The 23366-nt window shown below is 46.6% G+C and carries 14 protein-coding genes; 3 read left to right on the forward strand and 11 right to left on the reverse strand.

Features of this window, described 5'->3' with window-relative positions; genetic code table 11:
* Positions 1–8: 8 nt before the first annotated feature.
* From DXD04_RS08765 to tilS, 3 genes are all read right to left on the reverse strand, one after another.
* The gene (locus tag DXD04_RS08765) at positions 9–4433 is read right to left on the reverse strand and encodes a DUF5112 domain-containing protein (RefSeq protein ID WP_117672669.1); all 4425 of its coding nucleotides are present in this window, start codon (positions 4431–4433) and stop codon (positions 9–11) included.
* A 155-nt stretch (positions 4434–4588) separates the two neighbouring features.
* On the reverse strand, positions 4589–4765 hold the full coding sequence (locus DXD04_RS08770; protein WP_007561922.1) for a histone H1: 177 nt from the start codon (positions 4763–4765) through the stop codon (positions 4589–4591).
* A 116-nt stretch (positions 4766–4881) separates the two neighbouring features.
* Positions 4882–6162 (reverse strand): tRNA lysidine(34) synthetase TilS, encoded by a 1281-nt coding sequence (gene tilS / locus DXD04_RS08775; RefSeq protein WP_117672671.1) that lies wholly within the window; start codon positions 6160–6162, stop codon positions 4882–4884.
* A gap of 128 nt (positions 6163–6290) precedes the next feature.
* Between tilS and feoB the strand changes: the two genes are divergently transcribed.
* Both feoB and DXD04_RS08785 read left to right on the forward strand, forming a co-directional pair.
* Positions 6291–8768 carry a ferrous iron transport protein B gene (gene feoB / locus DXD04_RS08780; protein ID WP_117672673.1) on the forward strand — a complete coding sequence of 826 codons (2478 nt, stop codon included), beginning with the start codon at positions 6291–6293 and terminating at the stop codon, positions 8766–8768.
* A gap of 13 nt (positions 8769–8781) precedes the next feature.
* Entirely contained in the window at positions 8782–8940 is a 159-nt protein-coding gene (locus tag DXD04_RS08785) for a FeoB-associated Cys-rich membrane protein (RefSeq protein ID WP_117672675.1), read from the forward strand.
* 6 nt (positions 8941–8946) lie between these two features.
* On the opposite strand, the gene DXD04_RS16895 is transcribed toward DXD04_RS08785, so the two are convergent.
* From DXD04_RS16895 to DXD04_RS08805, 5 genes are all read right to left on the reverse strand, one after another.
* Positions 8947–10125, reverse strand: coding sequence for an alpha-L-rhamnosidase-related protein (locus tag DXD04_RS16895; protein WP_259299539.1), 1179 nt, complete (start codon positions 10123–10125; stop codon positions 8947–8949).
* Positions 10077–11162, reverse strand: coding sequence for a hypothetical protein (locus DXD04_RS16900; RefSeq protein ID WP_259299540.1), 1086 nt, complete (start codon positions 11160–11162; stop codon positions 10077–10079). The genes DXD04_RS16895 and DXD04_RS16900 overlap by 49 nt, the downstream gene beginning before the upstream one ends.
* Entirely contained in the window at positions 11159–12073 is a 915-nt protein-coding gene (locus tag DXD04_RS08795; protein ID WP_181977475.1) for a sialate O-acetylesterase, read from the reverse strand. Before DXD04_RS08795 ends, DXD04_RS16900 begins: the two co-directional genes overlap by 4 nt.
* On the reverse strand, positions 12010–12558 hold the full coding sequence (locus DXD04_RS08800) for a hypothetical protein (RefSeq protein ID WP_117672680.1): 549 nt from the start codon (positions 12556–12558) through the stop codon (positions 12010–12012). Before DXD04_RS08800 ends, DXD04_RS08795 begins: the two co-directional genes overlap by 64 nt.
* 85 nt (positions 12559–12643) lie before the next feature.
* On the reverse strand, positions 12644–15439 hold the full coding sequence (locus tag DXD04_RS08805; RefSeq protein ID WP_117672682.1) for a sugar-binding domain-containing protein: 2796 nt from the start codon (positions 15437–15439) through the stop codon (positions 12644–12646).
* Positions 15440–15641: 202 nt separating this feature from the next.
* On the opposite strand from DXD04_RS08805, the gene DXD04_RS08810 reads away from it, so the two are divergent.
* Entirely contained in the window at positions 15642–16523 is an 882-nt protein-coding gene (locus tag DXD04_RS08810) for an AraC family transcriptional regulator (protein ID WP_117672684.1), read from the forward strand.
* A 53-nt stretch (positions 16524–16576) separates the two neighbouring features.
* Here DXD04_RS08810 and DXD04_RS08815 read toward each other — a convergent pair whose 3' ends face one another.
* The 3 genes from DXD04_RS08815 to DXD04_RS08825 all read right to left on the reverse strand — a co-directional run bounded on the left by DXD04_RS08815 (position 16577) and on the right by DXD04_RS08825 (position 23327).
* Positions 16577–18127, reverse strand: coding sequence for a RagB/SusD family nutrient uptake outer membrane protein (locus DXD04_RS08815; protein ID WP_229035377.1), 1551 nt, complete (start codon positions 18125–18127; stop codon positions 16577–16579).
* Positions 18128–18181: 54 nt separating this feature from the next.
* Positions 18182–21247, reverse strand: a complete 3066-nt coding sequence (locus DXD04_RS08820) for a SusC/RagA family TonB-linked outer membrane protein (protein WP_117672686.1) — start codon at positions 21245–21247, stop codon at positions 18182–18184.
* 61 nt (positions 21248–21308) lie between these two features.
* Positions 21309–23327: a beta-galactosidase gene (locus DXD04_RS08825; RefSeq protein ID WP_117672688.1), complete on the reverse strand. Its 2019-nt coding sequence runs from the start codon at positions 23325–23327 to the stop codon at positions 21309–21311.
* Positions 23328–23366: the final 39 nt, after the last annotated feature.

A 23366-nucleotide genomic window follows, 5' to 3' on the forward strand; every position in this document is an offset into this window, starting at 1 on the left:
CTAATTCGTTATTTCTTTTGTCTAAACGGCAAGGTAAACCACACACTGAATCCCTTTCCTCCTTCTCCCTGCCAAGGATTGGCATTGATACGGCAGCCTCTTCGCCCGCCATACTCGTCATGGTCACGGATAACCTGCTTGCACACCAAGTACTCTGTGCCCGCCAGCCGTTGTCCGTCACCCGAGGGACACATCCGCTCTCTGTCGGGATAAAACAAGGCATTCAGTTCCTCTTGAGAGTAAGTCCGTCGCATATCAATGAAATCCACGCGCACAAAACCGTTTTCAGCTTTCGCTACCAAGCGCAAGATTCCGGAAACCTCATAACGCACTGCCTCATCAATCAGATTTTCGAGCAGGAAAAGCAACAAAACCCGGTCGCCCGTTACCCATAGTGAAGGTACATCCATCTGCCATTCCAGCGTAAAATTACGCTTGCGCATCACCTTGCGCAAATATTTCTCCGCACCCTCTGCCAGCTCGGCTACCCCCACTTCCGTACGACGGAAAGTAACCTCCTCCAGCTGACGCGAAGCACACGAACTGAGGAGCGTAAATATATCCTTGTAATACCCCACCAGTTCCGACATATTCTCCAACAACTCCGTCCGTTGTGCGGCCGTAACCTCACCGTTTAATTTATCGGCCACTTGCTTGATTCGGCTCGGATAATAGATTGTTTCATGCTTGATGGTAGAAAGGCAGTTGTCGAGCACCATATTCTGCACATGCAGTTGATTCTCCTCAAAGAGTGAACGACGGGCCTCATCCTGAGCCAGTTCAATGTCATGAAACTTCCGGTTCACCTGTACAATGGCATTATACAAAATAACCGCCAGATAGTTACATACCATTTCAACCAGCAAACGGTCTTCTTCCCGACTATAGGCACGTGCCAGCTTCAAAGCCAATACTCCCACGCAATGTTTGTCGCCTCCTGTTTCTACCCACAAAGGCAGGAAACTCCATTTCATGACACCGCTCCACTGCATCTGCCCCGAATCGTAACACCGCTGAAGACGTTCATGCAATTCTTCCTCATTCTCTTCCGTGGCAAAACATGCCGTTTTCAGGTGAGTGGTTTCCTCGTCATACACAGCCAATGCCAGATTCTCCAGCAGCAGCATCTCGTTCAACTCGTTAAACATGCTACGGACAATCCGGTCCAGCACCTCATCACCGAGTCCTTCCGTACAAGAGGCAGCCGAAAAGATGGTACGGTTCACCACAAATACCTGCTCCATGTTGTAACGATAATGCAAACGATGACGAAGATAAAGTGCATAATAGGCTACCAGGCATCCGCAAACCAGCAACACGAACAAAGACAAGGCAATACGCTTGTTGCTGGCCGAGCGCTGCATCTGTAAGCAATACTCCTCCAAAGAATTATCCTTGCTCAAACGTTTGTAAAGAGCCGCGTAAGCCGCATTATTATAGCGATATTTCCGGAAATCTTTTACGGCCAATGAAGCCACAGCTGCCTCATTACGCACATCCAGCAAAATAAAATAATCCGTATCGAACGACTGGGCCAGCCAAGTCAACTCAGCCCCCTCTCCTTCACTCTCCAGCCGAAGCAACGGACCGCTTTTTCCCGAATAACGAAGATAATGGGCATTCATATAATACAATACACTGTCAGCTAATACCAGCGCTGTAGCATGGTCGCCGTTCACATTGCACTCATACACCCAATTGGCATAGTCATTGGCAATGGCCAGCAAACTGTCATACGGAGCCACCTTTTCATTGTTGACCGTATGCGTGGCAGACTCCGGTTTAGAAGAACAGGCCATTCCCAGCAACAGGCACAAACCTATCCACAAAAGTCCGACCATCCGCCGCGCTCCTTTGGGCAAACGGAAAGAGAAGCGACTGCCTTTTCCTGGCGTACTTTGTATGTCGAACCGGCAAACCGCAAACAAGCTGTTCGTCTTCCGGTACTTTTCAATAATTCCCTTACAATTCATCAGTCCGAAACCATGCCCCTTCTGTCGTTGCAACTCTGCCGTATCCGTGGCAGTATCCATACCGATGGCTCCAGAATCGTACACTTTCTCTCCCAGGATACACATACGGTCCTTTTCCGAAAGACCCGGTCCGTTATCTTCCACGGCAATCTCCACATAGTCGGGTGTTTCTTCTGCGGAAAGGCTCACTTTTCCACCTTCCTGCGTATATTTACGGGCATTTTCCACCAGCGTATTCATCATAAAGAGTGTCAATGCTTTATCTGCTTTCACACAGGCCGTCGTTTCTCCCACGGTCAGTGTCTGTTTTTTCAGTTCGAACGAACGACGCCCCTTGGCAATCATTGCAAACAACTCCTGCAACTCAAAGTTTTCAATGTTCAGACTTAGCGTACCCTGCCGCATCTTAATCCATAAAGCCAGGATATCGTTGTATTCATTTATTTTGGTCACCAGCTCATCGATATAGCCTAACTTCCCCTGCTGTATAACTTCTGCATTCGCTGCCGGAAGTGTACGGAGCTTCCGTACCTCGTTTACCATACGGTCAATATAAGGTACGATTCCTGTCACAATCGACAAACACGCCTTTTTCACTTCATTCTGACGCTTGTTCTCCATCAGGTGAAGCTCGTGGACGTACTGTTCTTTTTCCAGTCTCTGCTGTTCCTCACCTAACGAAACCAGGTTCATGCCATGTTCCAGCGTCCAGGCCAGGTAAGGTAATAGCAATCGGATAAGTGTCTGCTCCTCCTTCCGCACAGGAACTGCAAACCACATCCACAGTTTTCCTACAATCACCTCCCTGTCGGGTAATTGAAGGTCGTACACCAACGAAGGGCCCTCATGCAATTCCCCGGTTTCTTCTTCCGTCTCTTCCTCATCGCAGAATGTAATGCACACGTCACGCACCCCAAACAATTCCGACAGCTCCGGTTTCATCACCTTCACTACGGCATCGGCCACCTCTTCCCGGCTGGTTGCCGAAACAGGTACCGCTCCCGTAATCTGTTGACAAAGTCCTAAAATGCGTTTGAGTTCCGTGAGATACATCGTATTCTTCACCCTCCAGGAACGGTTCAGCCAGACAAACAATACGACCAGCACCAGAAAACCCGCCGCCACAAGCCACAGCAGCACATTCAGCTGTCCGGTCTCCTTTTCCAATGCCAGGAAACGGCTTTCCAATTCCTTATCCTGCCGGGTGTAGTCCAGAATATCCAGGTACACATTGCGGTTATAATCCGATTCCGCCTTGCATCCCATGGCAGAATACGTACGACTCAGCTGTTCCCGCAACCGGGCTATCCATTCGGGTACCGTATTGATGCCCTCGTCATTAATCCATTTCAATTCGATGGAAGTACCGTCTCCCGGCAAATAGGCCTGCAAACGGTCGAGCGAATCCTTGCAATGATAATATTTCTCGTGATGCAGATTAACATAATTCAAAGCTCTCTTCAAATTGACCAAAGCCTTTTCGGGCTGTCCCGTATAATTATAGAATGTTGCAATGGTACGATAAGTGCCCGAAATCTGATACCAGTCACCATAACGCTTAAACAAGCCCAACGCATCTTTGGCAAAGACCAGCGGCAGACTGTCCACCGGCAAGTTATCCGGATTGACCAGGCGGAGCATACCCGCCCTCTTCTCGCTCAGCAACAGACGGTTGCTTCGGAACACTAACAACTCAGCCATAGCCTGAAGCGCATTGGCCTCGAAATAAGTATATCCCCTGAGTTGGGCCACCTGCAGACACTGCACCAGATAGCCAAATTCTCCAATGGTCACTTCTTCACGTGTAGGCGCCTCGTACATACCACCCGACCCGCGCATATACGCATAGTACAGCCATTGGGCCGTGTCGTTTTTCAAAGCCTCTTCCGGCACGGCATTGATAGCCTGCATGGACTCCTTGTCCTGCTGCAAATAATAATAATAAATTCCCGAAACAATATAAAACTCCGAAAGCGCATAACTCAACCGACCTTCCAAACCGTTCTTTTCAAGCGAAGAACGATCCTCATTAAGACGCCGGATGCGTTGCAATGCACTGTTATGATAATCGTAGAACTCCTTGTTCATGGAAGTACGCTGACAGATTTTCATCATCCCGACATCGGCCACCAGACGCTCAATCTCGTTGTTACTGGTTTCTGAAGCCTTTCGGAACAAACGGGCTGCATGCTCGAAGTCCATCCGCATGAATGCACAAAACCCCATGTTGTTCAATGCCTCTGCCCTGCCCGACGCATAGCCGTCGGACAATTTCCAGGCTTCCGCAGCTGCCTTAGAAGATAAAGAAAGATCCTTGTAACGGGCCTCATACGCCACGCGGTTCAATGAATCCACGTGTGCATACATCCTCTGATGTACCGGACGTTTGCACGAAAGCCACAGCATACCACACACGGCACACATCACACACACCAGTCCAATCTTCCGAAATCTCTTCATAAACACGTTCGTACAAGTCCACACAAATGTACGAAGTTCCCCTTTAATAAGCACCCCGCCGTGTGATAAAAAAACAAAAGAGAGATTATAGCGTGCATCTTAACCGCACCGGCTATAACCTCTCTCCCTCAGACATGAGTCCGTCTTGAAACTATTTATTTTTTTGACTCTTCCAGAGATACTTTTCTAAATTCTTTCAAAACTTTTTCCAACTCCAAGGATGCCTTACGGGCACGAGTTCCTGCAGCTTTGTTTCCTTTTTCAGCCTGCAATTCAGCATCTGCAACCAAAGCAGCATTCAATTCTTTGATTTTTGCAATTAATTCGTTCATAATTCTGACTATAATTTAAATTAAACGTATTCAAAGTAAATACAATTCCCTCAATGTGATAACTTTACCCTCTCTTTTTTTGCATCTTTTAATACAAAAATCTGCAGATTATGCAATTACACAAACTTTACCTTCATTTTTATGACCAACCGCGTCTCTGGCATCACTCTGAAACGATTATCTACCCGTTCATTGACGAGCCACACGATGCGGTCGCCATCACACACCACCCACTGACGCTCTTTCTCAAAACGGGAAAACTTTTTGTCACGCAAATAATTACGTACCGATTTAAAGCCTTTCATTCCAAATGGAATAAATTTGTCGCCCGACTGCCACTTGCGTAAAGTCAATTCCCCATGTACCATTGACGCATCGATATACGCTTCCTCATTAGTATGGGGTACTAAAAAATCGGTATCCACTTCCATTCTCTCCACACACAATTCGGGCTGAGGTTCTACTTCACCTGACGGACGACGTATCAACCGATCACGATCTATCAGTAACGTCCATTCGCGGCTGTGAAACATCCGCCCTGATTCTCCATGCAACGCACGAAACACATCACTTACCTGTGCCGCATTGAAACCCAAGGGGTATAGCAGTTCAAAAAGCAGATTCTGTGCGCCCGGCTCCCTGCACAAGGTAGGAATATTAATAGTTTCTCCATCAGGCATTACCCGTTTCCTGGCTGCTTGTATGGCCTCCTGATACACTTGCGCCACATCAGCCAACCTGCGTGCGGTTTCCACAATCGTATCACTCACTGACGGATTGATGGTTTCCAGCATCGGAATCACATTCAGACGAAGCTTGTTGCGCACAAACTCATCCTGCAGGTTAGTGCTGTCTGTCACATAATCCTGTCCCAACGAAGAAAGATAGTCCAAAATCTCCGCACGACTTACACACAGTAACGGGCGCACTACCTCTCCATTCACCGGGCGGATGCCTTGCAAGCCATTGATGCCTGTTCCTCGCACCAGGTTGAGCAGAAAAGTTTCCACACTATCATCACGGTGATGTGCTACAGCCACTACCTTTGCTCCGCATTCCTGCCGCAATTTTGCGAACCAGTCATAACGCAACTCACGGGCCGCCATCTCGACCGATACATTATGAGAAGCTGCATAAGCGTTTGTATCAAAATGAATCACATGCAAAGGCACTCCTAAGCTTTCAGCCAATGCCCGCACAAAACGCTCATCGCGCACCGACTCTTCTCCCCGAAGATGGAAATTGCAATGAGCCGCCTCACATACATAACCCAAACGCAGAAGCACTCGCAACAGAGCCACCGAGTCGGCCCCGCCGCTCAATGCCACCAGCACTTTGTTGCCAGAGCCCAACAAGTGCTTTTCTTCTATAAACTGACTGACTTTCCTTATAAACATAGTACAAACTTAGAGATAAAAAATGAAAAAGCCCCATACAGATGTCGTAATTTAAAAACATTCTAAATAGTTTGCAGAAAAAGATGCAATGCCCTATCTTTGCATCGAATTAAAACAGTGAATAAAACATGAAACTCTCTGAATTGAAAACTGGCGAAAAAGGCGTCATCATCAAAGTCCTCGGACACGGAGGATTCCGCCGTCGCATCATTGAAATGGGGTTCATTAAGGGAAAAACAGTGGAAGTGGTACTCAATGCACCGCTCAAAGACCCCATCAAATACAAAATAATGGGTTACGAAGTATCCCTCCGCCGACAGGAAGCCGATATGATTGAAATCGTCAGCGAAGAAGAAGCACGACGTACAGCCGCCACAGATACTTACCATGAACCTATTTCGCAGGGTATCCCCGTAAGCGATGAGGTAATGAAAAACATTGCTCAGGGAAAACGACGTACCATCAATGTGGCATTGGTGGGAAATCCGAACTGCGGGAAAACCTCACTTTTCAACGTCGCTTCAGGTGGACACGAACACGTGGGCAACTACAGCGGTGTGACCGTAGATGCCAAAGAGGGTTTCTTTGATTTTCAAGGTTATCATTTCCGCCTGGTAGACTTGCCGGGTACTTACTCCCTTTCGGCCTACAGTCCGGAAGAGCTCTATGTACGTAAACACATCATCGAGGAAACACCCGATGTGATTATCAACGTAGTGGACGCAGGCAATCTGGAACGTAATCTCTACCTCACTACTCAGCTTATTGACATGAACGTACGCATGGTAGTGGCACTGAATATGTACGATGCCCTGCAGCACAGCGGCAACAAACTGAACTACCACAAGTTGAGCGAATTGTTGGGAGTACCCATGGTGCCGACGATAAGCCGTACGGGTGAAGGCATTGACAACCTGTTCCACGTCATCATCGGCTTGTATGAAGGAGCCGACTTCATGGGGCAGAAAGAAGAAATCAAGAACGAAATTCTCCGCGACTTCCGCGAATGGCACGATGCCTATGTGCCCGGACATAAGTATGAAGGGGCAGGCGAAGAAGACAACTTCACCGCCAAAGGTTTTATCCGCCACATCCACATCAACCACGGACCGGAAATTGAACGGAGCATCAACAACGTAAAAAGGGAAATCAGTAAAAACGAAAATATCCGCCACAAATACTCTACCCGTTTTCTGGCCATCAAGTTGCTGGAAAACGACAAGGATATAGAGACACGCGTCATCGCTCCCCTGCCCAACGGAGCAGAAATCCTAGCTATCAGAGACAACGAAGCGACACGCCTGCGTGAGCTGGGCAACGACGACAGCGAACAATGCATCGCCGACGCCAAATATGGCTTTATCTCAGGAGCCTTGAAGGAAACCTTCACCCAAAATAATCATGACACGGAAGCGTTTACACGAGTGGTAGACAGCATCGTGACCAACCGTTTCTGGGGATTTCCCATTTTCTTCATCTTCCTGTATATCATGTTCGAAGGTACCTTTGTGTTGGGAGAATACCCGCAACAAGCCATTGAATGGCTCGTGGGACTTATTGCACAGGGAACAGAGACCTTCCTGAGTCCGGGCCCGCTGAAAGACCTGATTATCGACGGAATCATTGGCGGCGTAGGAGGCGTGATTGTCTTCCTGCCGAACATCCTGCTGCTCTACTTTTTCATCTCCTTTATGGAAGATTCCGGCTATATGGCACGTGCGGCCTTTATCATGGATAAAATCATGCATAAAATGGGACTTCACGGGAAATCGTTCATCCCGCTCATCATGGGATTCGGATGTAATGTACCTGCCATCATGTCATCACGTATCATCGAGAGCCGCAAGGCACGACTGGTCACCATGTTAGTGAACCCGCTCATGTCGTGCAGTGCCCGCCTTCCCATCTACCTGGTCATGATCGGCGCATTCTTCCCCGGCAAAGCCAGTCTGATTCTGTTGTCCATCTATGCCATCGGCATCCTGCTGGCCGTACTCATGGCCCGCATCTTCACCAAGTTCCTGGTGAAAGGCGATGACAGCCCCTTCGTGATGGAACTTCCTCCCTACCGTATGCCGACCGCCAAAGTCGTACTGCGCCACACATGGGAAAAAGGAAAGCAATACCTCAAAAAGATGGGCGGAATCATCATGGTAGCCTCCATTATCATCTGGTTCCTGGGATATTATCCTAACCACGAAGCGTACGAAACCACTGCCGAACAGCAGGAAAATTCCTATATCGGCCAGTTGGGAAAAGCCATTGAACCAGCCATCGAGCCGTTGGGATTCGACTGGAAGATGGGTATCGGTATCCTGTCGGGAATCGGAGCCAAAGAACTTGTGGTAAGTACCTTGGGAGTACTCTACACCAACGAAGACGATGTGGATACCGTCGACCTTTCCGAACGTATCCCCATCACACCGCTCGTAGCCTACGGATACATGTTGTTCGTACTGATTTACTTCCCGTGTATTGCCACCTTAGCTGCCATCAAGCAGGAATCAGGTGGATGGAAATGGGCCATCTTTGCCGCGACCTACACCACCATATTAGCCTGGCTTGTAGCATTCGGAGTCTATCAGATAGGAAGTTTATTCATCTAAAACTATTCGTAATATGGATATTCAAAACGTTCTCGTATATATCATTGTAGTCTGCTGCCTTCTCTGGGCCGGCAGGCACTTCTTCCACACCCTCATCCGCCGAAAAGGGAAATCAAACGGATGTGGATGCGGATGTAGTGGGTGCAACGGATGTCCTTCACACAAGGACTAAAGAATACTATTTCTCGCTCATTTCAAAATGCCATTCTCCGGCAGCCAGCGTCAGCTGACGTTCGTTTTTCAGTTCGCCGTTCACACTCCAGCGCTGGAATTCGGCAGGAAGCACTACCTGTGCGGAAGTTCCTTCCGGTACCCGCAGGTACATGGTTCCACCGTGAGCCGACTTGTCCATTTCAAACACGATGCGACGACCGCCCGACAACGGCACCTGGGTACGGATGAAGTTCAAATGTGCCGGATGAGGTGCCACACGGAATGTACGGAAAGCTGGTTCCAGCGTTTCAATGCCGGCGATGTATTGTGAAAGAATGGTCAGCGGACCGCCGCTCCAAGCGTGATTGTAGGTACCGCCTCCGAAACCTTCACTGCCGATGCCCCAGCCTTCCCAAAGTGTGGTCAGCGGACTTTCTATCATGGCGCTATAACGCAACTTCATGCGGTTCAGGGCGTCCTGATAATACCCCATCGTGCAAAGAGCTTCGAGCACATATTTCTCCATGTACGGACTGGCATGATACCAGGTGGAAAAGAAAGGACGAATCACCGGATACAGTTCTTTGGGCAAGACTCCGGATACGACGGCCAGTGCCTGCGCACGGTCATCGGGTTTGCCCTGATAACCCGGAGAGACGTAGTATTTTCCGTTCCAGAACGTACGGTGAAACTCTTTACGCAGCTTGTCGGCGGTGGTACGCGCCCAGGCAGCTTCTTCTGCCTCGCCAGCCAACTGGTTCATTTCTTCGTATCCTTTCAGGGCAATCGCATACCAGAGGTTGAACAGCAGGGTCATGTCCTTGTTTTCTCCCCAGTCGCCCCAGGTCCATCCGTCGGAACGGGGTATCACCAAGCCTTGGGCATCTGTTTTCCACACATGGATGTATTTCTTTACCCGTGGCAGCACGTCGGCAATGGTCTGCTGGTCGCCCGTACCCATATAGTAGGTCCAGAAACCGTAATGACTCACACTGGCTAGCATCTGCATGGGCAATTCATCCTTATAGTTTCCAGCCGGAACGGGTGCAAAGATGGTGCTATCGGCCCGCTGCCACCCCATCAGTTCATGAATACCCTTGCGAGTCAGCAGGTGAGCCTTTTCGTCGAGGGCATAGAAAGCTTCGCCCAATTCGTTCACCACGTCGCCCCACCACTGGGCACGCTCGCGATCGGGACAGTCCATATAGGTTCGCGCATGGTGATGTAGAGCGTACGCTGCGACTTGTCCCACAAACGGGTGAGCATCGGGTCATCGCAGGAGAAACTGCCGGCAAAGGAGGTGTCGTAACCCGTCTCACGGTACTTCACATCAAGCACTTCCACACCTTCCGGAAGTTCATACAGCACATAGTGGCCGTTCATCCAGCCCTTGCATTCAAATGTCTGTTCTCCTTCACACGTGCGATATTCGGCAAATACGTTGGTGGCCGAACCGCCCCGGTAATTATCCGTACGGATACGGATGCACTTGCCAGCCGGTGCTTTCAGGCGGATGTAAGGAGTTATCTGTGCATTGTAAGGCAGGTAAGCCCGCAGCAACGTATCGCCCTGCATCTCTGTCTTCGCATAAGGCTTCAGCCCATAATCTTTCCAGAACGGAATGGGGCGGTCTACCAGCTGATTCCATCCGGCTTTTTCCAGTGTTATTTCCGTGGCTTTCTTCCATTTCTTGTCATCATAATCGGGCGACATGAAAGGGATATCTTTCACTGCATCGAACCCGATGTTTGACTCTGCCAGACGATAGTTGGGCTGTTCGCCCTGCGGCACATAATAGGCCGGATGCTTTTTCACCCGCCATTTTGCATCGGGTTCCACCTCCTTGCCGTTGCAAGAAAGGGAGAAACTGATGCCTGCCGTAGAGGAATTGCGATGGCTGAAACCATCCTTGCCAAAGTACCACACCAGCAAGGCTACGGTATTCTCGCCCGCACGCAAGGCGGGAAGTGAAGTTATCACATCGCAATAGGTGTCCAAAGGGTTCGGACCGCGTTTCAATCCTCCTTCCGACACTTGCAACTCGCCGTTTACCCAAAGCCAGTATTTCGTATCGGCAGCCAGACGCAGTTCCAGTGAACGGGGCTGTTCGTCCAATGTCACCGTATTACGGAAACACCACCATGTGCCGGGAGCAGCCGGCTCTTTCTCTTTTAAAGTCCAGACCTGTGCCTGTACATAAACAGACAGGCAGCAGACTAACATACATAACCACTTTTTCATTTCACTTCTATTTTTGCTGTACGGAATGGAAGCACCGGCATATCCGCATCTGTACGGAGACTGCCAATGGTCGCTTCATCAAAACAATAATATACCTGATAAGGTGCTTTCAATCCTCGCAGCGGAATCTGCAAGCTCTTGCCTTTCAAGCGGGCATTAACTGCAACCTGTTTCCCTGTACAGTCTACGACCGTCAAGCCTGTCACCTCTTTGGTGGTGGAATGCAAGGTATTAAAATTCCCCTCCAACGTGACTTCCAGGTTTCGCTTCACCACGCGAGCATCGTGCAGACACGGACTCTCGTAAGCACCGGTGAACTGTCCGTAGACTTTGTCCATAGCCAGACAGGCCAGACGTTCTCCAATGGCCCGCTTGTTACGCGGATGAATGTCTTTTACATTCTCCACCAAATCAGAAATATTGATCATGGCAGTATTCTTTACCTGTCCTAACATGAGTTCCTGCTGCTCGCGCAACAAAGCCGGGGTGTTGTTCTTCGCTCCGTACGTATGAGGTGCAATCTGCACGTAATAGAACGGGAAGTCCCATTCGAAATCTTTTCGCCACGCCTCCACCATCTTGGATACCAGACGGGCATACGAAGGTGCATTTTCGTGATTGCTTTCTCCCTGATACCAGATGCATCCGGCAATCTGATAAGGCACCAGCGGATGAATCATCTGATTATACAATACACCCGGCTTAATCGGCCACCAGGGATAGTCTTTTAATTTATTCTTCGAAAGTATCTCATCTTTTTCCACGATTTCGGCCGGTGTCCACACTTCAGCCGGTGTACCTCCCCAGGCGGATACTAAAATTCCTACGGGCACTTTCAGATGTTCAGTCAGGTAGCGGGCAAAGAAGTAAGCAGTGGCACGCGCATACTTTCGGGAGTAGCCACCTCCCACTTTGTGCGGCAGTCGGTCTGAGGTGTATCGGCTCCTTGCTTGGGATTATGGAAGATACGCACAGACGGGCTAGCGGCCTGTTTCACCTCCTGCTCGCCATTCATGATTCCCATATTGGCCGACCATTCCATGTTCGATTGTCCGCTGCACAGCCAGACTTCACCCAACATCACATCCGACAATTTCCGGCTGTCGTTTCCGCCTTTCACTTCAAGTGTATACGGACCTCCGGCACGTCCGGTCGGCACCTCTGCCTTCCAGCGTCCCTGATTATCGACCACCGTACGCACGGTGTCACCCGGATTCCATTCGGAGAGAATCATCAGGGTTTCAGACGGATTTCCCCATCCCCATACGGCTACCTTACTGTTCTGTTGTAACACCATTCCATCAGAGAAAACCGACGGAAGCTGAATCTGTGCCTTCACCTCCATTCCGAAAGTCAAGGCCAGCATTCCTAAAATAAGATGCGTTGTGTTTTTCATTGTTCTATGTATTCATGTGAAAATTCCTGCAAACAAAGGTAGAAGAACTATCCCAAGTTTGCAGGAAAAAATGATATTTCTGTGGTTATTTTTGATTTTTGGCGGAAGACAAAATACTTAAATCTTTCGCATCGACTTCAGAAGAAGGATTGAAGCGGTCACTGCACATGTATTTCTTCAAGCTGTAGAGTAACTGACGGGCTTCCGTACGTTTATCCATGTCCTGCCAGAAATCGATTCCCGATACAAGTAGCTTGCCCTTACCCACCTTCGCTTCGAACAGCAAAGCCAGCGGACGGTTCGTAAACCAGTCGTCGATAACCCGTACAATCGGCTGCAAGTTCTTGTTAATCTTGGCCACTTCAATAGCACCGGAATGACTCATGGCATCCCACCACTGATAATCACTGTAATACTCTGTGGGGAACTCTGAAAGTGCCGGATGAGCAGGGTTACACAAGATACCTAGCGTGTGCGGTGCTTGTCCCAGCGTCCAGGCCGTATTCCAGAAGATGCTGGAGAAACCTATCTCAACTTCACCTCCCGCTTCAGCAGGCAAGGAGCCTTTCCGTAAAGAAAGCAGTACGTTGCCACCTTCCTGAAGACGTTGCAACGCTTTTGCATCCAGACGGTCGGTCATCAGCAGTTGTGCTTCATCAGCTACTTTCTGTACCGCAGCAGGATATACCCAGATGTGCCAGCTGTTGGCGTAATCTCCCAATGTAGCTTCCAGTGTCAGGCATGAAGGAACGTCCACCTTATCCAACGGAATCTCCAGTTGTCCCAGCGGAATACAGTTGCCGATACCTACCGGCTGATGTGCCAGCTTGCCCGAAGCGATAGTCTTTCCTTCTTTTGTTTTCAGAGTCCAGGCAGTAGAGGTCACCTCCAACGGAGCGGCTCCGAAATGCGCCACTTCCAGACTACCTTTCACGGTTTCCTTGTTGGTATAAATCAGCTTCGGCAAACGCAGCAATGGCACCGTGCTGTTACAAAAACGACGGTATTCTTCCGGACGGATGTAGCCTTTCTCTTCCCAAAACGCATCGAGCACTCCTACCAGCGCCGTACCCTGACCCGGGAAATCAGACAAGCCCAACAACTGGAATCCACCGAAGTCTTTTGTACGCAAGGCGGCTTCAATATCGGCCTTATAACACAAAGCCTGCAATTTTCCGGAAGCCAACAGGAAACTGTCTGCCAAATGTGCCATACCGTTTTCAGCCAGTGTTTCCTGGAATATCTCAAAGTTGCGCGGACGCATCACCCCATCGTATTTAGCCATTTCCTTAAAGTTGGGATATACACACCACTGACCGATTTCGTGGCTCACCATCGGCTGCTGGAAACGCCCGACATATTCCGACCAGTCATAATCGGTACGCGGTGCCTGTGCATTGATAATACTCTTTACTCCTTGTCCCCATGCCTGAATACGAGGGTTAGAATCGCTCAAGAAGTCGTTAACCGGCAAATTGGGCCATCCGGCACCCGAACAATATAAACGGCGGGCATCGCGCTCTTTCCAGGTAGTAACGAAATTAGTCAGATAGGCATTACTTCCCTCACCAGCCGGTTCGTTACCGTACATCATCATGCAGAAAGAAGGATGGTTACCAAACTCACGGACGATGCGTTCACTTTCCTCCCAGATAAAGCGATCCAGATCACCTCCGTCGCCAATGGTAGTCGACTGGTTAGCCCAGGAAGAACATTCTATCTCCAGGTACATACCCATCTCATCGGCAGCCACAAAAGCAGCTTCCGGCGGACACCAGGAATGGAAACGCACGTGATTCAATCCGTGTTGCTGGCAGGTGGTATAAATCTTTTTCCAGGACTCTACATCCGTAGGTGGGAAACCGGTCTTCGGGAATACGGCACAATCCAGCGTACCACGCAGGAACAAACGGCGGTCGTTAATGGTCAATTTTCCGTCTACGACCTTCACATCGCGGAAACCAAAGCGTTCCGTATAGACATCCGTTTCACCGCTCTCTGCATCCTTCACACTCAGCTTCAAATCATATAAGGATGGAGAAAACTCATCCCAGCACTTAATATCTCCCTTCATGGCCAGCGACATCACCACCTGATTCTTGCCCGGCTTCAAGGTAGACTGTTGCTGTACTTTTTCATTGCCTACCGTCATTTCGAGTACCACACTCGTTTCTTTCTCATAACGGTTCATCAAGGAAGCCGACACACTGACTTTCTTGGCCAGACGCTCCGGCATAATCTTGACAGAAGACACATTTACTTCCGGTTTTACCTCTAAGAACATGTCACCCACTACCCCATTCCAGTTTCCTTGCGTATGGTCGGAAATGCTGTGTGAGTTCTCCCCCGGATCGATGTTCTTCACCCGGTTATCCACACACAGCATCAACACATGCTTTCCAGCTGAAAGCTTGCCTGTCAGGTCATAACGGTGAGGAGCACCCAGGGCATTCCGCATACCGATTTCCTTTCCGTCTACATACAAACGGCTTTCCCAGTGGCAGCGTTCCAGAAAGAGAGAAATATCCTTTCCTTCCCAACTGTCCGGAATCACCACTTCTTTCTGATACCACGCCTTACCTTTGTAATATTTTACCGGTTGAAGCCAAAAAGGCACCTTGATATTTCCAGCCTCACGGTATTTGGCATACGAAGGTTTAAAGAAATAGGAAGAATCTACAATACCGCCTGTCCAATCAGTCCCCACGGCAATATCTTCCCCCAAACCGTTGGAAGCCATTGATCCCGGCAGTTCAATCACCCGGCTCCAGTCCATACTGTCCGTAGAGAACGTCCATGAGCCAGACAGATCAATCTTGTCAGTCTGCTGACTGCAAGAAAAACAAAGCAAAGAAAATGAGAGTAATGCTGCTGCTTTCATATTATCAAATTTTGAGTTTACAAACCATTTCACAGATGACAAAATTACGCATAAACCACCATCTCCGAATGTGGTATTTTCGCAAAAGGATGTAATATTTTTCGATTTTAAGTTTTATCTTTCTGAAAGGAGAAATCTCTTCAGGAAGTCTCCACTAAAATCCAAATAAATACCTACATTTGTCCTCACAAACAAATACACTATGGAAAAGAAGAAAGACGGATTCCCCAATGAGAAAGCCATCGTCATTCCTCAAGAGAATCTTTTGAAAATAAAAGAAAACCCCATGACTCGTCTGCTGCATCCCACAGATGTTGGCTACTATCCGCATGCGGAAGGTCACTACCGGGAACGTGCAGAAGGAAGCCCGCAGCACATTCTGATTTACTGCCACGAAGGAGAAGGCTGGTACAATATCGGAAAAGGAAGATGCACGGTAAAAAAGAACGATTTCTTCATTATCGAAGCGGGTACACCGCATGTATACGCCGCTTCTACCAGCCATCCGTGGAGCATTTACTGGATTCATTTTACCGGTGAACAAAGCCACCTGTTTTCCGAGCTGTTCAACCGTACCATCTACATTGACGATTCGCCTACGGCCCGTTTCAACGACCGCATCCAGTTGTTCAATGAGATTTTAGTAAACCTTGAAATGGGATACAGCATTGAAAACTTAGAGTACATCACGCTCTGCCTATGGTACCTGCTCGGCTCCTTCCGGTACATTCCTCAGTTCCGCGAAATCAACAAGCCCAAAACACAAGATACCATACAGAAAGTCATCAACTACATGAAGGCTAATCTGGACAAGCAACTGACACTGGAAGACATGGCCAAAAGCGTGAACTACTCACCTACTTATCTGAGTACACTCTTTACACAAAAATCGGGTATGTCTCCCATCAACTATTTCAATCAGTTGAAAATTCAGAAGGCATGCCAGCTCTTGGACTTTACCGACAAGAAAGCAAAAGAAATAGCTTTTGAACTCGCCTTTAATGATCCGTATTATTTTTCAAAAGTATTCACCAAATACATGCACATGTCACCTAAAGAATATCGGATGAAGAAAAAGGGATGAGAAAAACTCATCCCTTCTTTTTTTTAAATATTATCGAACAATTTACCCCTGAATCACCATCCTTCACTTGGTGTACACAAATCATTTGTCTCCAACTCCTTTGCAGGAATAGGATAATAATAATAACGGTTCGTACCATTCACTACACCCGTCATAAACTGCGAATAACGTACAGGATTACAAGTCTTCAAGCGTTCCTCTAACAGCCCCCAGCGGCGCAAGTCGTAAAAACGTTCCCCTTCCACAAAAAACTCAATAGCACGCTGATGTTCCAAGTCCTCAAAAATAGCATTTTCTGTCATAGCTCCGCTGTAATCATTCAGATTAGCCCGCCGACGTATCTCATTGATATAGGAGACAGACTTTACCAAATCTTTCTGTGTCGGACTGAACAAATAACACTCGGCCAACTGTAAAAGAACTTCCGCATAACGGATTGCACGCTCATTAATGCTTGACATACAACTAGCCGGTTCCCGTTCCATCGTATTCCAATTCTGATATTTCAATATCCAATACGTATTCCAATCCGCTTTAGGAAACACATCGCGGAACGGACGCAAATAATACATACATTCTGGATAATCCCATGCCACACTCATACGTGCGCGATAATCATAGTTCCCGTCCTTGTCACGTTCTTTCAGGAATATATCCATCATCTGCTGAGTGGGTTGGGCTTCAAACCAACCTCCAACTTCCTCAGCAGCATATTCTACCGGACGACTGTTTGTCTGAGTGGAATTAATATTCTCCCCGTCTCCCCAGACATCCGTCCCTCCGACTTGGTCTATCAACAGTTCAAAAATACTCTCCTCATTGTTCTCGTGTGCCTCATCAAAGTTCCAAGCAAAATCCACCAGTTTATATGTATAAGGCGAGTGGGTCAATGGTTCCAACACCTTGATAGCTTTATCATATTCCTCCATATATAAATAAATCTTCCCCATCGTAGCATAAGCCGCACCTTTACTCGGTTTTCCTTTTCCTGTCGGCTGAATCGGCAAAAAGGAAGCGGCTGCATCCAAATCCACCAATGCCTGGTTCCATACCTCCTGTTGGGTAGATTTAGCCAAAGGGAAGGTAGAGGGAGACTGGGATGCCGTCAAACGTAAAGGCACGTCCTTAAACTCCTTGGCCAACTGAAACAAATAAAAGCCACGGATAAACAAGCATTCTCCTTTTACCTTGTCTATAAAGTCAGCGGACAATATTTCCTGTTTTTCTTCCAGTCTCTGCAAAATGGAGTTCGTGCGATACAAGGCATTGTAGAACTGATAGAACATACCTTGCGACAAGGAATTTCCATTCGAGTTCGTAAAATAACATGCCTGATACACTTCACTAATATCATTTCGAAATTCTACTTCATCGGCACGTGCAATACGCATCATCACACCACGTGTCCCATAGTACCCTCCATTCAGCGCATTTTTTAACGGAGTGTAACAAGACACTAAAGCCTTTTCAAAGTCTGCTTCATTTTGCCAGAAAGTTTCTTCAGTAGCAGCATTCGGATTGACCTGATCCAACTGTGCATCACAAGAAGACAACAACACGATGCCCATCAATCCCATATAAAGTAAACTATTAATTCGTTTCATATTTTTTTCTTTAAAGTAATACATTTGTCGTATCGGAATGAATACTCTTCTCATTTAAAAGGTAACATTAATACCCATCATAAATGTACGACTGTTCGGATAAATAAACTCATCGAAACCACGACTATACATATTAGTAGAGTTCACGTCGGGAGAATAGCCTGTGTAAGACGTAATAGTAAACAAATTATCTCCACTGACATACACACGAGCCTTCTCTACAAATCCTTTGAACCATTTTTTCGGGAAAGTATACCCTATCTGCAAACTACGCATACGGAAATAAGATCCGTCTTCTAAAAAACGGTCAGACTCAGAACGCGCATTTCGATTCGTATCATTCCAAGTCAGACGGGGCACAGAAGCATTCGGGTTTTCCGGAGTCCAGTAATCCAATACTGTACTCATATAGTTACCGCCTCTTGTCACATCTTCCAGTTCCAAGCGAGTGGCATTATATATCTTGTTGCCCAATACTCCTTGGAAAGTCACAGCCAAATCCCAGTTTTTATACGTCACATTGCCGTTTATGGAGAAAGTAAAGTCCGGGAAAGGACTTCCACAATAGACACGGTCATCATCGGTGATACTTCCATCATTATTGGTATCCTTGAATCGAATATCACCGGGTTGTGCGCTCGGTTGAATCAATACTCCATCTTTCTGATGCGCATTCACTTCTTCCACACTATTGAAATATCCGTCACATGGAATAAGCCAGAAACCTGCAATCGGGTATCCTGCCAAAGTACGTGTAGTCCATGTACCTCCATGAATAGTACCACCTGTAATAACCTGTGAGTCTGTCCCCATATTAATCACCTCATTTCTATTAAATGAACCGATAAAGTTCGCACTATATGAAAAATCATTATTAATACGATCGTTCCATCCAATATTGAATTCAAAACCTTTATTACGAATCTTACCAGCATTACGTACGGGATCGTTAGCCCCACCTGTCGAAATAGGAATTGGAACAGATAATAAGATATCTTTTGTATTCTTAACATACCAGTCAACAGTAAGACTCAACCGATTCCTAAAAGCCATAAAATCAATACCGACATTTGTCATAGCCGTTTCCTCCCAGCGGATATCTAGGCTAGCAAAATTTTTCGGGAAAGCCCCAACCAACAATTCACCGTCTCCATCTGGATAGTTAATACCAGTAGTCACGACAGATGTATACTGATAATCATCAATTTCCTGATTTCCCAATACACCATATCCTCCTCTAATCTTTAACTGGTCCAACCAACTTAACTTGTTTTTAATAAAACTTTCTTCAGCCATATTCCAACCGACAGACACAGATGGGAAATTCCCGTAACGGTTATTACTTCCAAACTTAGACGAACCGTCCCTACGAATAGTAGCCGTAAACAAATAACGGTCTTTATAAGAATAAAACACACGTCCTAAAATAGAAGTCATCACAGAACGTGTACTATTCCCCTTAACACTCATTCCATCAGCAGAAGCATCAATCTCACTTATTCCAGCGGGCATATTCCGTCCGCCTCCACTCAGATAACGATAACGTGTATCCTGATAAGTGTAGCCAGCCAGCACAGAAATCTTATGCACATCAAACGTACGGTCGAAAGTCAGCAAATTCTCAACTAACACATTACGCGTACGAGTTTGAGTTTCAGTAGTCTCTGTAAAATCTTTTGTATTCAAACCAAAATCATATTCTTCGGTATGGTTATTATAGCGATAAAACTGAAAATCAGGTGTAATATTGATTTTGTACTTCAACCCTTTAATCGGTTCAATTGAAGCGTATGCATTCAGAAACACTTTCGTATTATCTTCCTGGCGCTTCATCAAGTTGTCATCGGCCATCCCTAACGGATGATACAAGTTAAACACATCCCCATACGTTCCGCCGTATCCGCCTGCATTATCAGAATCATACTGAGCCAGTGTCGGTATAGACTGGATAGTTTGTCCCACCATACCACCACGAATATCACTCAACAACGGTTTGTTCTGGTCATAGGTAAACACAATGTTCGTTCCTGCCTGAAAGATACCTTTTTTCAAATCCAGCTTGCTCTGCAAAGTATAACGCTGGTAATTTGTACCTTTCATAGTCCCGTCCTGATTGGTGTATCCCACACTGGTATAATAAGTGGAATATTTTCCACCACCTTTTACCGAAAGATTATAGTTCTGCATCAGCGCAGGATTGAACATGATGTCTTGCCAGTCATTGTCTTCCTTATTAGCCAAATCCTGAGCCATCTCCAAAGGAGGTAGTCCGGCCGCCTCACGCGATTTAGTCGTTACAGAAGCCCATTCCTCGGCATTCAGCAAATCCAGATACTTGGAAGGCATGTTCACTCCTAAATTCGCTGAGAAATCAATGATAGGTGCTCCTTCTGTGTTCAGCCCGCTCTTTGTGGTGACGATAACCACTCCATTGGCGGCACGCGAACCGTAAATAGCAGCAGATGAAGCATCCTTCAACACATCTATGCTTTCTATATCTGCCGGATTAATATGATCTATACTGGTCATATACATCCCATCCACAATATACAAAGGAGAAGCGTTATTCAACGTTCCGATACCACGAACCATGATTCGTGTACCTTGTCCAGGCAAACCACCTTGTGAAACGATATCCACACCGGCAATCTTTCCTTGCAACGCTTGACCGATATTGGCATTACTCTGTGTGTTAAGTTTGTCCGCGTTTACGTTAGCAACTGACCCTGTCAAATCCGCTTTCTTCTGCACTCCATAGCCAATAACCACCACTTCATCCAAGATTTCATTGTCTTCCTTCAACACGATATTGAATGTGGAACGACCATTTACCGGAATCGTTTGTGTTTTATATCCCACAAAACTAATCTCAATCGTAGCATCTGAAGGCACATTATTCAAGATAAAACCTCCCTCAAAGTCAGTAATAGTCCCGTTAGTAGTGCCCTTCTGAAGTACACTAGCCCCAATAATAGACTCCCCGTTTGCATCAAGCACTGTTCCCTTAATGGTTTGGTTTTGTGCCCAAATTGTTCCCACCATCAATAGTAGAAAACAAACATACAATCCCAGCCGCTTAGACCATGAATTACATGCGAAATTCTGAATTGTATTTCTCATTGCATTTAAAATTTAAAGAGTTGAACAATATAGATAATATCACTATAACATTTTCCTGTTTTTAGTCATACAATACACAGGCAATGACCTTTTCGCCCGGTGTGGTATCCGCCTCGCGCGGAAAATAGACTGGTTCATCGGCCTGCATAGGCAGAATACGTAATTCCAACTGTTTGACACCCTGAGGCAAGCGCCATAGCCCATACAAAAACTCACGGCCATTGTAGAAATTATCAGCCAACAACTTGCCATCTGCGTAAAGACGGGCACAGTCTCCCTGGTATTTGATGGACAGCAATCCTTTTTCTGAAGGAACATCTATCCGATAAATTGCAGCTTGTTCAAAATCGGCATCAACTGGTTCTTCAGCTACACCCGCCACACCGATAGTGATTTTACGAAGTAGACCGGCATCCTGTTTTTTATGAAACGAAACTGGTATGGAAGATTGTACTCGATACTTTTCTTCTTCCGGCAAAAACAAGTTTTCAGCCTCAGCGGAAGTAAGCAAATAAATATTCCTATATATCGGTGAAACAAGCCCTTTTGCCCTCACATTGCGCAATACCTTTCCATCCACTGCTATTTCAGTGGGGATGCCCACTATTTGTTCAAGATAAATCTTTCCATCCCGCTTGGCTACAATCTGAGCAGTCGCATATTGTATACCGTCAATGTTAACTGGAAAAATACAACAGGTACCCGCAGGAACGATCATTTTTTTTTGAGGAAATTTCACACCACACACCTCAAACTGTACACCTTTTTTATCGGTTATATTTTGCAAGCGCTCATAATTATTGACAAAAACAAACGCACTATTATCCTTTTGACGATAACTCCAACGCAAATAACTGTCTATTCCCTTTGTTTGAGGCTTGTCAGCCTGTGGGAAAGACGCATCCATAGAGGCCAAAGTCTCGCCATAGTCATGCATAAACAAATGAAGTTTGCGTAAAATATAATAATGAGGGTTTTTCTGTCCGAACTCTCCCAAAGGAGCTTGAAAATCATAAGTCTTAACCGGAAGATCATTCCAGTTTGTATAAGGCGTGCGCTGCATCTCATTCAGATAAGCGTGACCTTCCGGATTGGTTCCCCCATGATACATATAATATCCCAAGAGATTTGATCCAGACCCTAGTTTTACAATGGCAAGAGAATAAGCATCCTGAGGATAGACATACACCCGACGATGGTAACTAGTCATCATCCCTCCTCCTAATTCACAAGTAAAAAAAGGATACAATTCATCCCCCTTTGTAATCCGTCCGTTCACCTCTTTCAACTGCTCACTGGCGATGGCAGAAGAGGAACGAAACGGTTTGAAGTTAAATGCTTTCCAATAATCTCCTGCAGTTTCTTTAATGCTGCGATCCCAAAAACCATCCGCATAATCTCCATAAAGTGGAATCATCTCACCGTATGGAATAGGAGTTTTCAATTCCGGCCAGCCTGTACGCGTATAAAACGGTAAATCAAAACCTATTTCTTGAGCGATATGTTTCAAAGCCATCAAATAGGAGCTTTCACCTCCATACTCATTATCAAACTGACAAGCCACTACCGGCCCACCATCCTTCCACAAAAGCCCTTGAACTTGAGTAAAAATCTGCCGATAAAGCAACTTGACATAGTGTAAAAATTTAGGGTCCTCACTTCTCAACTCCACATTCTTCTCCAGTATCCAGTCCGGTATACCGCCACAACGAACTTCTCCATGGCAGAAAGGACCGATACGCAGCACTACAGGCAAGTTCTCATCCTTACACAATTCCAGAAAATGCCGCAACGAACGTTGTTTACTCCAATCAAAAACTCCTTCTTTTTCCTCGACGTGATTCCAAAATACATAGTTGGCTATCATCGTTACTCCTCCAGCCTTCATCTTTTGCAGTTCCTGACGCCATTCATTCTCAGGTATACGTGAATAATGTATTTCACCCATCACAGGAACCACGCGTTTCCCATCAAACAATAAGCTTTTGGAATCCCACTTTACGGTCTGCCCCAATGATTGACCATACATAGGCATACAACCAAACATTACAAACAAAAGTGCTGAACAAACATGTTTCATATTATAGATAAATAAAGGTTAATAACTAAAAGTTTTATA

It is taken from the genome of Phocaeicola plebeius, assembly GCF_003437535.1.
Taxonomy (GTDB): domain Bacteria; phylum Bacteroidota; class Bacteroidia; order Bacteroidales; family Bacteroidaceae; genus Phocaeicola; species Phocaeicola plebeius_A.

Coding starts and splice junctions, on each gene's coding strand:
- DXD04_RS08785 (WP_117672675.1), top strand. CDS start 8,782: ATGGATATTCAAAACGTTCTCGTATATATCATTGTAGTCTGCTGCCTT.
- DXD04_RS08810 (WP_117672684.1), top strand. CDS start 15,642: ATGGAAAAGAAGAAAGACGGATTCCCCAATGAGAAAGCCATCGTCATT.
- DXD04_RS08805 (WP_117672682.1), bottom strand. CDS start 15,439: ATGAAAGCAGCAGCATTACTCTCATTTTCTTTGCTTTGTTTTTCTTGC.
- DXD04_RS08820 (WP_117672686.1), bottom strand. CDS start 21,247: ATGAGAAATACAATTCAGAATTTCGCATGTAATTCATGGTCTAAGCGG.
- tilS (WP_117672671.1), bottom strand. CDS start 6,162: ATGTTTATAAGGAAAGTCAGTCAGTTTATAGAAGAAAAGCACTTGTTG.
- DXD04_RS08770 (WP_007561922.1), bottom strand. CDS start 4,765: ATGAACGAATTAATTGCAAAAATCAAAGAATTGAATGCTGCTTTGGTT.
- DXD04_RS08825 (WP_117672688.1), bottom strand. CDS start 23,327: ATGAAACATGTTTGTTCAGCACTTTTGTTTGTAATGTTTGGTTGTATG.
- DXD04_RS08765 (WP_117672669.1), bottom strand. CDS start 4,433: ATGAAGAGATTTCGGAAGATTGGACTGGTGTGTGTGATGTGTGCCGTG.
- DXD04_RS16900 (WP_259299540.1), bottom strand. CDS start 11,162: ATGAAAAAGTGGTTATGTATGTTAGTCTGCTGCCTGTCTGTTTATGTA.
- DXD04_RS08815 (WP_229035377.1), bottom strand. CDS start 18,127: ATGAAACGAATTAATAGTTTACTTTATATGGGATTGATGGGCATCGTG.
- DXD04_RS08800 (WP_117672680.1), bottom strand. CDS start 12,558: ATGAAAAACACAACGCATCTTATTTTAGGAATGCTGGCCTTGACTTTC.
- DXD04_RS16895 (WP_259299539.1), bottom strand. CDS start 10,125: ATGGACTGTCCCGATCGCGAGCGTGCCCAGTGGTGGGGCGACGTGGTG.
- feoB (WP_117672673.1), top strand. CDS start 6,291: ATGAAACTCTCTGAATTGAAAACTGGCGAAAAAGGCGTCATCATCAAA.